General features: G+C 73.4%; 12 protein-coding genes. 10 read left to right on the forward strand and 2 right to left on the reverse strand.

The window, feature by feature from the left end; translation table 11 throughout:
• Positions 1-145: 145 nt before the first annotated feature.
• Positions 146-1357, forward strand: coding sequence for a type VII secretion-associated serine protease mycosin (gene mycP, locus DVH02_RS27460; protein ID WP_114626552.1), 1212 nt, complete (start codon positions 146-148; stop codon positions 1355-1357).
• Between the two features lie 126 nt (positions 1358-1483).
• Here the strand turns inward: mycP and DVH02_RS27465 are convergent, their stop codons facing one another.
• Complete coding sequence (locus DVH02_RS27465; RefSeq protein ID WP_233518499.1) at positions 1484-2155, reverse strand: serine hydrolase; 672 nt, start codon at positions 2153-2155, stop codon at positions 1484-1486.
• Between the two features lie 41 nt (positions 2156-2196).
• Between DVH02_RS27465 and DVH02_RS27470 the strand changes: the two genes are divergently transcribed.
• A complete protein-coding gene (locus DVH02_RS27470; RefSeq protein ID WP_114626553.1) occupies positions 2197-2940 on the forward strand; it encodes an SseB family protein in 744 nt (247 codons plus the stop codon).
• A gap of 122 nt (positions 2941-3062) precedes the next feature.
• Here the strand turns inward: DVH02_RS27470 and DVH02_RS27475 are convergent, their stop codons facing one another.
• Positions 3063-3428 (reverse strand): DUF1844 domain-containing protein, encoded by a 366-nt coding sequence (locus tag DVH02_RS27475; RefSeq protein ID WP_114626554.1) that lies wholly within the window; start codon positions 3426-3428, stop codon positions 3063-3065.
• A gap of 385 nt (positions 3429-3813) precedes the next feature.
• Between DVH02_RS27475 and infC the strand changes: the two genes are divergently transcribed.
• From infC to DVH02_RS27520, 8 genes are all read left to right on the forward strand, one after another.
• Positions 3814-4500, forward strand: a complete 687-nt coding sequence (infC, locus tag DVH02_RS27485; protein ID WP_114626555.1) for a translation initiation factor IF-3 — start codon at positions 3814-3816, stop codon at positions 4498-4500.
• A gap of 129 nt (positions 4501-4629) precedes the next feature.
• On the forward strand, positions 4630-4824 hold the full coding sequence (gene rpmI, locus DVH02_RS27490; protein WP_030560333.1) for a 50S ribosomal protein L35: 195 nt from the start codon (positions 4630-4632) through the stop codon (positions 4822-4824).
• Positions 4825-4926: 102 nt separating this feature from the next.
• Positions 4927-5313, forward strand: a complete 387-nt coding sequence (gene rplT / locus DVH02_RS27495) for a 50S ribosomal protein L20 (protein WP_114626556.1) — start codon at positions 4927-4929, stop codon at positions 5311-5313.
• Between the two features lie 120 nt (positions 5314-5433).
• The gene (locus DVH02_RS27500; protein WP_114626557.1) at positions 5434-6273 is read left to right on the forward strand and encodes a TrmH family RNA methyltransferase; all 840 of its coding nucleotides are present in this window, start codon (positions 5434-5436) and stop codon (positions 6271-6273) included.
• Between the two features lie 83 nt (positions 6274-6356).
• Positions 6357-7520 carry a sensor histidine kinase gene (locus DVH02_RS27505; RefSeq protein ID WP_114626558.1) on the forward strand — a complete coding sequence of 388 codons (1164 nt, stop codon included), beginning with the start codon at positions 6357-6359 and terminating at the stop codon, positions 7518-7520.
• Positions 7521-7643: 123 nt separating this feature from the next.
• The gene (pheS, locus tag DVH02_RS27510) at positions 7644-8771 is read left to right on the forward strand and encodes a phenylalanine--tRNA ligase subunit alpha (protein ID WP_114626559.1); all 1128 of its coding nucleotides are present in this window, start codon (positions 7644-7646) and stop codon (positions 8769-8771) included.
• Positions 8771-11317, forward strand: a complete 2547-nt coding sequence (pheT, locus tag DVH02_RS27515) for a phenylalanine--tRNA ligase subunit beta (protein WP_114626560.1) — start codon at positions 8771-8773, stop codon at positions 11315-11317. The genes pheS and pheT overlap by 1 nt, the downstream gene beginning before the upstream one ends.
• A gap of 475 nt (positions 11318-11792) precedes the next feature.
• Positions 11793-12634 (forward strand): PP2C family protein-serine/threonine phosphatase (locus tag DVH02_RS27520; RefSeq protein WP_233518500.1); only part of this gene is annotated, 842 nt, incomplete at its 3' end.

Raw genomic sequence — 12634 nt, forward strand, 5'->3', positions numbered from 1 at the left:
CCACCGCGCCCGCCCGGTCGGGGCTGGGCCATGAGGCGAAAGGTCTCGCGGACCGTATCGAACGAGGGATCCGCGAGGCGGTCGACACCCCCACGCCGGAACCCCGGTGACCCGGAACCCGCCCCCGACGCCCCCGAGGACCTCCATGCCCCGCAGGACCGCCCGGCGCCGCCGCCACACCGTCGCCGCCGTACTCGCCGCCGCGTCCTTCCTCCTCGTCCCCGCCACCCCCGCGCACGCCGACGCGATCCGGATCCAGCAGTGGGCGCTGGAGGCGATGCACACCGACGCGGCCTGGCGCAGCGGGCAGGGCACGGGCGTCACGGTCGCGGTTCTCGACACCGGCGTCGACGACACCCATCCCGACCTGGAGGGGCAGGTGCTGGCGGGCAAGGACCTGATCGGCTTCGGCGCGGAACGCGGCGACCGCTCCTGGGCCAGGCACGGCACCGCCATGGCCGGGATCATCGCGGGGCACGGCCACGGATTCGACCGCTCCGACGGCGTCCTGGGGATCGCGCCGGAAGCGAAGATCCTGCCCGTCCGCGTCATCCTCGAAGGCACCGACCCCGCCCGCGCGAAAGCCCGCTCCTCCAAAGGAGGAGCACTCGCCGAGGGCATACGCTGGGCCGCCGACCAGGGCGCCGACGTCATCAACCTCTCCCTGGGCGACGACAGCGAGTCCGCCCACCCGGAACCGGGCGAGGACGCGGCCGTACGGTACGCCCTCGCCAAGGGAGCCGTCGTCGTCGCCTCGGCGGGCAACGGGGGCGAGAAGGGCGACAACATCTCGTACCCGGCCGCCTACCCCGGAGTGATCGCGGTGACGGCCGTCGACCGCTACGGCACCCACGCGGCCTTCTCCACCCGCCGCTGGTACGCCACCGTCAGCGCGCCGGGGGTCGACGTCGTCATCGCCGACCCCGACCGCCGCTACTACGAGGGCTGGGGCACCAGCGCCGCCGCCGCGTTCGTCTCGGGCGCGGTCGCCCTCATCCGCTCCGCCCACCCCGATCTCGCCCCCGCGCAGATCAAGAAGCTCCTCGCGGACACGGCGCGCGACCGGCCGCAGGACGGCCACGACGACGCCAGGGGATACGGGTTCGTCGACCCCGCCGCCGCGATCGCGGCCGGTGCGAAGCTGCCCCGCGCGGACCTCACGAGCGAGGCGGCGGGCGCCGCGAGCTACGGCAAGCGGTACTTCGGCAAGGGCCCGGACGTCGTGCGCGAGACCCCGGAACCGGCCGCCTGGATCGCCCCCACGGCCGGCGCGGCAGGGGGGCTGCTGCTCGTGGCCGGGGTCCTGTTGTGGCGCGGCGGCGTCCGGCGGATCGGCGTGCCGGGCCCCCGGGCCTGAGGGCCGTCGGAGGCCGACCGCCGTCGCGAACCGGGAGCCGTCGGGCCCGAGCGGCTCAGGACACGTCGGCCCGAGCGGCTCCGGACACCCGGCCCCGGAGCCGGGTGTCCGGAGCCGCTCACCCGCTCACGCTCTCCCGTCGCTGTCCCCGGTCGGCTCACCGAGTCGACGCACCGCCTCGACCGCCGCCTCCTCCACCCGGGCGATACCCGCCTCCAAAGAAGGGTGGCCGTCCGACAGGACCGCCACCAGGGCGCGGCCCGCGCGCCCCACCGAGTGCACCACCCACAGCCCGTCCGCGCCCCTCGGCAGCCAGCCGTTCTTCAGCGCCCAGTCGCCGCCCTCGCAGGCCGCCGACACCCCCCAGTCCTGTCCCGGCACCACCCGGCCCATCAGCCCCGCCACACGGCGGCGCGAGCGCTCGTCCAGCACCTGGTCCACGCCGAACACCGCCCTCAGCAGCGTCAGCTGATCGTGTGCGGTGGTCCGGGTCAGCCCCCAGGCGGACGCCGCCGAGGTGCGGGTCATGCCCAGCCGCGCGTGCGCCGCGTCCAGCCCCGCCACGCCCCCGGCCGCCGCCCGCAGCGCGGTCGCCGCGTCGTTGTCACTGCGTTCGACCATGGCCGCGGCGAGACGCTCCTCCTCGCCGCTCAGCCACCCGCCGGTGTCCCGCGCCCGCAGCAGCAGCGCCGCGAGCACCGCCACCTTCACCACGCTGGCCGTCACGTACGCGCGGTCCGCGCCGTACGCCACCGACCGTCCGCTGTCCATGCCGCACGCGGCCACCGAGAGATCCACCCGGCGACCCTACGTCCGCCACCGCTCGCTACCCTCGTCCCGTGGCGCTCAAGAACATCCCCGCATCCGCTTTCGCCGACGACGACGGCACCGCCGATCCCGCTCTCGCGGCGGCGCTCGCCGCCTGGGCCGAGGACAGGACCGCGGCGGGGGCCGAGGGGCGGGTGCTCGCGGCGCTCCAGGACGCCCGGCTGCTCGTCCCCATCGTCGCCGTACTCGGTGAGACCGAGGAGGACGAGGCGACCGGGCTGCGCCGGGAGAAGAGCAGCGACATGGCCGTGCCGACGCTCCGGGCGGGGGACCGCCGGGCGCTGCCCGCCTTCACCTCCACCGAGGCGCTGACCCGCTGGGACCCGGGGGCCAGGCCGGTGGCCGTACCGCTGCGCCAGGCGCTGCGGGCGGCCGCGCACGAGAAGGCCGACACGCTGGTGCTGGATCTGGCCGGGCCCGTCACCTACCAGCTCACCGGCCCCGGCCTGCGGGCCCTCGCCGAGGGCCGCGCCAGCGCCGACCCGCTGGACGATCCCGCGGTCACCGCGGCCGTACGGTCGGCCGTCGCGGCCGAGACCGCCGTGGTGCGGGCGTATCTCGGCCCCGGCAGCGCGGACGGCATCCTCGCGCTCGTCCTGGACCCGGCCGCGCCCCCGGCCGAGGCGGCCCGCCGGGTCGCCGGGGCGATCGCCTCCGACGACGTGCTGAGGGCCCGCCTGGTGCGCGGCCTCGACCTGGCGCTGCTGCCGGCCGAGGCCACGCCACCGGGCGAGCCCCTTTTCGTACGGGAATGAGCGCGCACGCGCACGACCGTGTACGGGCATGGCCATGTGCGAAATGACCGCGCGCGGCATGACCGCGCGCGGGAGTGCGCGCCGTACCGCGCTGAGCGGGTACGGGACGGGGCCGGGCGGCTTCAGCCGTAGACCGGACCCGTGTACTTCTCTCCGGGCCCCTGGCCCGGCTCGTCGGGGACGAGCGACGCCTCCCGGAAGGCCAGCTGGAGCGACTTCAGCCCGTCGCGCAGCGGAGCCGCGTGGAAGGAGCTGATCTCCGTCGTGCTCGCGTCCATCAGCCCGGCCAGGGCGTGGACGAGCTTGCGCGCCTCGTCGAGGTCCTTGTGCGCGTCGCCCTCCTCGGTGAGCCCGAGCTTCACGGCCGCCGCGCTCATCAGGTTCACCGCGACCGTGACGATCACCTCGACGGCGGGGACCTCCGCGATGTCGCGGGCCATGGCGTCGTAGCCGGGGGATTCTTCGGGTGGGGTCGTCGCGTCGCTCATGCGTCACACGATAGGCGTACGCCGGTCCTGGGCCGCCCCCGGGAGCGCGCGGACGGAGCGGTGCCCAGGCCCGGCGCAGCGGGTTAGCGCCCGCCCGGGGGAGCTGCTAACCTGGAGTGACGACCGGCCGGACACGCGTGTGCCCGGCCCACAAGTGGAGGCTCCGATCTCCCACCTGGCTGTCCTCCGCGGGCGGCGGGTCACCGGTCAGGTGGTGCCCATCGTTCCGTACGGACGATGGAACCGCCCGATGCGCCCCGTGGTTCGTGCACGGCGGTGCTCCGGTATTCAAGGAGCTGCTGCCTGTGTGCCGTCCGGGGCATTTTTGATGTTCCGCCGCGGTTGGTCTGTCAACAGACGTTACGCGGCTGTCTGCCAGACAGTCGTGTGGTGCTACCGAGGAGGATCCATCAGCGCCGAGCCCCGCATCAACGACCGGATTCGCGTTCCCGAAGTGCGACTTGTCGGTCCCAGTGGCGAGCAGGTGGGCATTGTGCCGCTCGCCAAGGCCCTGGAACTCGCACAGGAGTACGACCTGGACCTGGTCGAGGTCGCGGCGACAGCCCGTCCGCCCGTGTGCAAGCTCATGGACTACGGGAAGTTCAAGTACGAGTCGGCCATGAAGGCCCGTGAGGCGCGCAAGAACCAGGCGCACACGGTCATCAAGGAAATGAAGCTCCGGCCGAAGATCGACCCGCACGACTACGACACCAAAAAGGGTCACGTCGTCCGGTTCCTCAAGCAGGGGGACAAGGTCAAGATCACGATCATGTTCCGCGGTCGTGAGCAGTCCCGTCCCGAGCTGGGCTTCCGCCTGCTGCAGCGGCTTGCCTCGGACGTGGAGGAACTCGGCTTCATCGAGTCCAACCCGAAGCAGGACGGCCGGAACATGATCATGGTTCTGGGCCCGCACAAGAAGAAGACCGAGGCCATGGCCGAGGCTCGCGAGGCGCAGGCCGCCCGCAAGGCCGAGCGTCAGGGCCACGCGACCGAGGAGTCGGCGGACGCGACGGGCGAGGCCACGGCCGAAGCCGCCGCCGAAGCTCCCGCCGAGGCATCTTCCGACGCGTGATCCGCGGGGTCGCCACCCAGGCGACCCCCGGCTCCGCCCGGAACCACACACCAGAGATCTGACGCGCCCGCGCGCCGGTCGAATTTTCCGACCGGCTGGGAGCGCCACCGACGAGGAGAGAACGGCGCCATGCCGAAGAACAAGACGCACAGCGGTGCCAGCAAGCGCTTCAAGATCACCGGCTCCGGCAAGGTGCTGCGGGAGCGGGCCGGCAAGCGCCACCTGCTCGAGCACAAGTCGTCGCGGCTGACGCGTCGCCTCACCGGCAACGCCGAGATGGCCCCGGGCGACGCCAAGAAGATCAAGAAGCTTCTCGGCAAGTGACGTCGCGGCCCCCGGTGACCGGGGGCGCGGCGCAGGACCGGGACCCATCCGTTTTCCGGACCGTGTGCGTACCACCACGGTCCCGCTACAAGGAGTCAACACGTGGCACGCGTCAAGCGGGCAGTCAACGCCCACAAGAAGCGCCGGGCAATCCTCGAGGCGGCCAGCGGCTACCGCGGCCAGCGCTCGCGCCTGTACCGGAAGGCGAAGGAGCAGGTCACCCACTCCCTCGTCTACAACTACAACGACCGCAAGAAGCGCAAGGGCGACTTCCGTCAGCTGTGGATCCAGCGGATCAACGCCGCCGCCCGCGCCAACGGCATCACCTACAACCGCTTCATCCAGGGTCTGAAGGCCGCCAACGTCGAGGTCGACCGCAAGATCCTCGCCGAGCTGGCCGTCAACGACGCCAACGCGTTCGCCGCGCTGGTCGAGGTCGCCCAGAAGGCCCTCCCGAGCGACGTCAACGCTCCGAAGGCCGCCGCCTGACCCGTCAGGCCGTATGTGCTCTCCCTCCGGACCCGCAGGCATCGAGCCTGCGGGTCCGGCGCGTTCCGCCCCCCGCCCTCCCGTCCCGCCGCCCCGTCACGAGAAGCGAGAACCGCCGCGATGGCCACCCCCGAGCTGATCTCCCCGCGCTCCCCGCGCGTCACGGCCGCCCGGCGGCTCGCCAAGCGGGCCTTCCGCGGCAAGGAACGCCGGTTCATCGCCGAGGGGCCGCAGGCCGTGCGCGAGGCGGTGGCCCACCGCGCCGACGACGGCGAGCCCACGCTGACCGAACTGTTCACCACCGCGGAAGCCGCCGAGCGCCACCCCGGCATTGTCGAGGACGCGCGCGCCATCGGCGCCCGGATCCACTTCGCGCCCGACGCGGTGCTCGCCGAGGTGTCCCAGACCGTCACCCCGCAGGGGCTGCTGGGCGTCTGCCGCTTCCTGGACACGCCGTTCGAGGACATCCTGCGGACCGGGCCCCGGCTCGTCGCCGTCCTCGCCCACGTCCGCGACCCCGGCAACGCCGGTACGGTGCTGCGCTGCGCCGACGCGGCGGGCGCCGACGCGGTGGTCCTCACCGACGCCTCCGTCGACCTGTACAACCCCAAGTCGGTACGGGCGTCGGCCGGCTCGCTGTTCCACCTGCCGGTCGCCGTCGGCGTCCCCGTCGAGCGGGCCGTCCAAGGGCTCAAGGACGCCGGAGTGCGGATCCTCGCCGCCGACGGCGCGGGCGAGCACGACCTCGACGACGAGCTGGACGCGGGCACCATGGACGCGCCCACCGCCTGGATCTTCGGCAACGAGGCGTGGGGGCTGCCCGTCGGGACCCGCGCGCTCGCCGACGCCGTCGTACGGGTGCCGATCCACGGAAAGGCCGAGAGTCTGAACCTCGCGACCGCCGCGGCCGTATGTCTCTACGCCTCAGCACGCGCCCAGCGCGTCCGCGGTACGTGCTGAGGGGGTCCGCTCCGTCACGTACAGCTAGTACTGTTGCGGTTTCGGGGACCCACTGAGCTACGCGGAAGAGGTGGGGTGCGGGCATGACCGTCGGTGCGAGCGGATCCGCCGCTGTCCGGGGAGCCTTACCTCCCGTGCCCGGGGACGAGCGCGCGCCCGGTCCCGCGACCGGCCACCTCGACGGTCTTCCCGGCCTCGACCCCGACGACCTGCCCGACGGGCTGATCGTCGCCGACGAGACCGGCCGGGTCGTCTGCTTCAACGCCGCCGCCGCCCGGATCACCGCCATACCCCGCTCCGACGCCCTCGGCCACCCACTGGAGCGCGCCCTGCCGCTGGAGGACCTCAAGGGCCGCCGCTGGTGGGCCCTGACCGACCCGTACGGCGGCCTCGCGACCCGCGTCGGCCAGCCCGAGCGCAACCTCCTGCTGCCCGGCGGCCGCGAGGTGCTGGTCTCGGCGCGCTACGTCCGCGCGCACCCCACAGGACCCGTCCGCAGGCTGGTGATCTGTGTACGCGGCACCGAGGCGCGCCGTCGTACCGAACTCAGCCACGCCGAGCTGATCGCCACCGTCGCCCACGAGCTGCGCTCGCCGCTGACCTCCGTCAAGGGGTTCACGGCCACCCTGCTCGCCAAGTGGGAGCGGTTCACCGACGACCAGAAGCGGCTGATGCTGGAGACCGTCGACGCCGACGCCAACCGGGTCACCCGGCTGATCGCGGAGCTACTGGACATCTCCCGGATCGACTCGGGACGCCTGGAGCTGCGCCGCCAGCCCGTCGACGTCGGGACGGCCGTCGCGCGCCACGTCCAGTCGCACACCGCCTCGGGGCAGTCGCCCGACCGCTTCCTCGTCCGCATCCAGCAGCCGCTGCCCGACCTGTGGGCCGATCCCGACAAGATCGACCAGGTCCTCGGCAACCTGCTGGAAAACGCGGTGCGCCACGGCGAGGGAACCGTCACCATCGAGGTGGCGCCCGCGGAGATCCAGCACGCGGCCCGGACGGAGAAGGGAACGGCGGTCACCGTGTGCGACGAGGGGCCCGGCATCCCCGAGGAGTCGATGAGCCGCGTCTTCACCCGCTTCTGGCGGGGCAGCAAGCGCGGCGGGACCGGACTCGGTCTGTACATCGTCAAGGGCATCGTCGAGGCGCACGGCGGGACGATCACCGTCGGCCGGGGCCCCGGCGGCGGCGCCGAGTTCCGATTTATCTTGCCCGTCGGCACCCCGGCCCATCTGTCCTGACCGGTCCGGCCGCCCACGGGCTCCCTCACCTTCGTACGACCTTTAGACTCGACCTTCGGCACCTCCGCGCGCCCAGTGATCGAGCAGGGTCGTTTCGCCAGCCAATCGGAAGTACGGGAAGAGATGTCCGCACCCAACAAGTCGTACGACCCGGTCGAGGTCGAGGCACTGAAACCGGAAGAGATCGAGCGCATGCGGGACGAGGCGCTCGCCGCCTTCGCCGCCGCCGGTGATCTCGACGCGCTCGCCCACGCGAAGACCGCGCACACCTCGGGCACGTCGCCGCTCGCCCTCGCCAACCGCGAGATCGGCGCGCTGCCCCCGCAGGCCAAGGCCGAGGCGGGCAAGCGCGTGGGCCAGGCGCGCGGCGCCGTCAGCAAGGCCCTCGCCGCCCGCCAGAGCGAGCTGGAGGCAGAGCGCGACGCCCGGGTCCTGGTCGAGGAGGCGGTGGACGTCACACTGCCCTACGACCGCGTCCCGGCCGGTGCCCGCCACCCGCTGACCACCTTCATGGAGCGGGTCACGGACGTCTTCGTCGCCATGGGCTACGAGGTCGCCGAGGGCCCCGAGGCCGAGGTCGAGTGGTTCAACTTCGACGCGCTCAACTTCGTCCCCGACCACCCGGCCCGCCAGATGCAGGACACCTTCTTCGTCCAGGGGCCGGAGGGCACCACGGGCGACGAGTCCGGAGTGGTGCTCCGTACGCACACCTCGCCGGTCCAGGCCCGCTCGCTGCTGGCGCGCGAGCTGCCCGTCTACGTGGTCTGCCCCGGGCGGGTCTACCGCACCGACGAGCTGGACGCCACGCACACCCCGGTCTTCCACCAGATCGAACTGATCGCCGTGGACGAGGGCCTCACCATGGCCGACCTCAAGGGCACCCTGGACCACATGGTGCGGGCGCTGTTCGGCCCGGACATGAAGACCCGGCTGCGGCCGAACTTCTTCCCGTTCACCGAGCCGTCCGCCGAGATGGACATGGTCTGCTACGTCTGCCGCGGCGCGTCCGTCGGCAACCCCGACCGGCCCTGCCGCACCTGCGGCAGCGAGGGCTGGATCGAGCTGGGCGGCTGCGGCATGGTCAACCCCAAGGTGCTCACCGCCTGCGGGGTCGACCCCAAGAAGTACAGCGGATTCGCCTTCGGATTCGGCATCGAACGGATGCTGATGTTCCGCCACAACGTCGAAGACATGCGAGACATGGTCGAGGGTGACGTCCGGTTCACCCGGCCGTTCGGGATGGAGATCTGATGCGCGTCCCGCTTTCCTGGCTGCGGGAGTACGTCGACCTGCCGGCGACGGAGACCGGCCGTGACGTACAGACCGAGCTGGTCGCCGCCGGTCTGGAGGTCGAGACCGTCGAGCAGCTCGGCGCCGGCCTCAAGGGCCCCCTCGTCGTCGGCGAGGTCCTCACCATCGAGGAGCTGGAGGGCTTCAAGAAGCCCATCCGGTTCTGCACCGTCGACGTCGGCGGCGCCAACGGCACCGGTGAGCCGCAGGAGATCGTCTGCGGCGCCCGCAACTTCGCCGTCGGCGACAAGGTCGTCGTCGTCCTGCCCGGCGCCGTCCTCCCGGGCGACTTCGCGATCGCCGCGCGCAAGACGTACGGCAAGACCTCGCACGGCATGATCTGCTCCGGCGACGAGCTGGGCATGGGCGACAGCGCCGGTTGGGGCGCCGGCGGCATCATCGTGCTGCCCCCCGAGCACGAGGCGGGCACCGACGCCATCGCCCTGCTGGAGCTGGTCGACGAAGTCCTCGACATCGCGGTCACCCCCGACCGCGGCTACTGCCTGTCGATGCGCGGCGTCGCCCGCGAGACCGCCATCGCCTACGGGCTGCCGCTGCGCGACCCCGCGCTGCTCGACGTGCCCGCGCCCAACGCCTACGGCCACCCCGTGAAGATCGCCGACCCCCGGGGCTGCGACCGCTTCACCGCCCGCACGGTCACCGGCCTCGACCTGGAGGCCCGCAGCCCCATCTGGCTGCGCCGCCGCCTCCAGAAGGCAGGGATGCGGCCCATCTCGCTCGCCGTCGACATCACCAACTACGTGATGCTGGAGCTGGGCCAGCCGCTGCACGCCTACGACCGCACCCGCCTCGAAGGGCCGATCGGCGTCCGCCGCGCCCAGCAGGGCGAGAAGATCACCACGCTCGACGGCGTCGCCCGGGTCCTGGACGCCCAGGACCTGGTCATCACCGACGACCGGGGGCCGATCGGCCTCGCGGGCGTGATGGGCGGTGAGAACACGGAAATCACCGACAGCGCGACCACCGCGGCCCACCCGGAGACCGGCGAGGCCCAGGGCACCACCGAGGTCGTCATCGAGGCCGCGCACTTCGACGCGATCTCCATCGCCAGGACCGCGCGCCGCCACAAGCTGCCCTCCGAGGCCGCCAAGCGCTTCGAGCGCGGCACCGACCCGCAGGCCACGGCCGCCGCCGCACAGCGCACCGTCGACCTGCTGGTGCTCCTCGCCGGCGGCTCCGCCGAGGCCGGGGTCACCGAGGTCTACGCGCCGTCCGCGCCGCACACCATCGCCATGCCCGCCGACCACCCCGACCGCGTCGCGGGCGTGACGTACGGCCGCGAGACCGTCGTGCGCCGGCTCCAGCAGATCGGCTGCGACGCGTACGGGCAGGACGAGCTGGTCGTCACCGTGCCGTCCTGGCGCCCCGACCTCGTCGCGCCCAACGACCTCGCCGAGGAGGTCATCCGGCTGGAGGGGTACGAGAACCTGCCCTCCACGCTGCCCACCCCGCCCTCGGGCCGCGGCCTCACCGAGCGCCAGCGGCTGCACCGCAGGGTCGGCCGCGCGCTGGCCGGCGCGGGCTACGTCGAGGCGCTGAACTACCCGTTCACCGGCCCCGCCGTACTCGATGCCCTCGGGCTGCCCGCCGACGACGAGCGCCGCCGCACGGTCACCCTCGTCAACCCGCTCTCCGACGAGGAACCGGCGCTGCGCACCACGCTGCTGCCGGGCCTGATCACCGCGCTGCGCCGCAACGACGGCCGGGGCTCGCACGATCTGGCGCTCTTCGAGACCGGCCTGGTCTTCCTGCCCACCGGCGAGGAGACCGTACCGGTACGGCTGCCCGTCGACCGCCGCCCGACCGACGAGGAGGTGGCCGCGCTCGACACCGCGCTGCCGCGCCAGCCGCGCCACGCGGCCGTCGTGCTGGCCGGTGGCCGCGAGCGGGCCGGCTGGTGGGGCAAGGGCACGCCCGCGGTCTGGGCGGACGCCGTCGAGGCGGCCCGTACCGTCGCCCGGGAGGCCGGCGTCGAGCTGACCGTCCGGTCCGGCCGGTACGAGCCGTGGCACCCGGGCCGCTGCGCGGAGCTGTCCGTCCGGATCGACGGCGAGGAGACGCCTGTCGGCCACGCCGGGGAGCTGCACCCCCGGACGGTCAAGGCGCTCGGCCTGCCGGAGCGCACCTGCGCCATGGAGATCGACCTCGACCTGCTGGAGCGGGCGTCCGCAGGAGTGCCGCGCGCGCCGCGGATCTCCACCTACCCGGTCGCCACCCAGGACGTCGCGCTGGTCGTCCCCGCGGACGTGCCGGCCGCCGAGGTGGAGCGGGCACTGCACGACGGCGCCGGGGAACTCCTGGAGTCCCTGCGGCTGTTCGACGTGTTCACCGGTGAGCAGATCGGCGCGGGCCACAAGTCCCTGGCGTACGCCCTGCGGTTCCGCGCGCCGGACCGGACGCTGACGGTCGACGAGGCGACGGCCGCGCGCGACGCCGCCGTGGCACAGGCCGCCGAGCTGACCGGGGCGGTGCTCCGGGGCGCCTGACGGCCCCGGTCGCGCGCCCACCGTCCGACCTGGTCGTTCGGTGCGTTGTTCGACAGAGAACCGGCCCACGAGGGGCGCGTCCTGATTCTGGGACGCGCCCCTCACTCGTTCGAGTGAGGAAGCCGGGCGTGGTTCGCCAATGGGCACCGGTGATCGACAGAATCGATCCGGCCACCACGGTCCATGTACGCCGAGCGGCGGAGCATCTCGCGTTTCGGATCGGGCCGGACGGCCGGAGGGCCTGTCCTCGTGGTAGCGCCGTCCGCCCGTACGCCGCGGGCCCGGCGGTACTTCGAGGACAGGATCCAGGGTCTTTCGCCGGGATCGGGCCGGACGGGGGTCCGGTGCCGTGGATCGCGAGTGGAGGAGGGAGGCGACGCGGAGCGCCGCCGACTGACGACAACGCGGCGAGGCGCGGTGCCGGGGCCCGCGAGCCCGGCATGATCCGAACGAAAGGCCCTAGGGGGACCGGCGGATGAAGGGGACCAGGGCACAGGACGACATGTCCCAGTGCCTGTCCAGGGACGAGCTGGAGGAGGCGTCCGCCTCCTGGGGCTTCGTCGAGTGCGCGGTACCCGGCGGGCTGCTCACGCTGGTCGTCACCTGGGAGCTGACCCGCCCGGCCACGACGCGCGAGAACTTCTCGGCCCGCGTGGTGACCTGCGTGGCGTTCGCGCTGGTGATGGTCTATCTGCTGATCCGGGTACGGCGCCGGGCGGCGCGCGAGCTGGGCGAGGTACGGGCGGTGGCGCGCGCCGCCCAGGAGACGCTGATCCGCCCGCTGCCGCCCCGGCTGGACGGGCTGGCGCTCGCCGCCCGCCAGATCTCCGCCTCCCGGGGCGCCGAGGTCGGCGGCGACCTGTACGAGGCCGTGGCCACCGCGCACGGCGTCCGCGTCGTGATCGGCGATGTGCGCGGCCACGGGCTGCCGGCCATCGGCATGGTCGCCGCGGTGCTCGGCAGCTTCCGGGAGGCCGCGTACGACGAGGTCGGGCTCGACGGCGTGCTGCGCCGCCTTGACCGGGCCCACCAGCGCCAGCTGCGGGACCAGTTGGGGCGCGGTGCCGCGCCGGGCCGGGCGGACCCGGGGGCGGCGGAGCAGGAGTGCCTGTCGGCGGAGGAGTTCGTCACCCTGCTGCTCCTGGAGATCGGCGCGGACGCCGAGGTGCGGGCGCTCAACTGCGGCCATCCGTGGCCCTACCGGCTGGGCAGGGGCGCCGCCCGGCTGGCCGCGGGCGAGCCGCTGCCGCCGCTGGGGACCGTACCGCTGCCCGCCAGCCTGCCGCCGTACCGCTGCGGCAGGCTGGCGGGCAGCGG

The sequence above is a fragment of the Streptomyces corynorhini genome (genome assembly GCF_003346515.1).
Classification (GTDB): Bacteria; Actinomycetota; Actinomycetes; order Streptomycetales; family Streptomycetaceae; genus Streptomyces; species Streptomyces corynorhini.

Coding starts and splice junctions, on each gene's coding strand:
- mycP (WP_114626552.1), top strand. CDS start 146: ATGCCCCGCAGGACCGCCCGGCGCCGCCGCCACACCGTCGCCGCCGTA.
- DVH02_RS27475 (WP_114626554.1), bottom strand. CDS start 3,428: ATGAGCGACGCGACGACCCCACCCGAAGAATCCCCCGGCTACGACGCC.
- rpmI (WP_030560333.1), top strand. CDS start 4,630: ATGCCGAAGAACAAGACGCACAGCGGTGCCAGCAAGCGCTTCAAGATC.
- DVH02_RS27500 (WP_114626557.1), top strand. CDS start 5,434: ATGGCCACCCCCGAGCTGATCTCCCCGCGCTCCCCGCGCGTCACGGCC.
- DVH02_RS27505 (WP_114626558.1), top strand. CDS start 6,357: ATGACCGTCGGTGCGAGCGGATCCGCCGCTGTCCGGGGAGCCTTACCT.
- pheS (WP_114626559.1), top strand. CDS start 7,644: ATGTCCGCACCCAACAAGTCGTACGACCCGGTCGAGGTCGAGGCACTG.
- pheT (WP_114626560.1), top strand. CDS start 8,771: ATGCGCGTCCCGCTTTCCTGGCTGCGGGAGTACGTCGACCTGCCGGCG.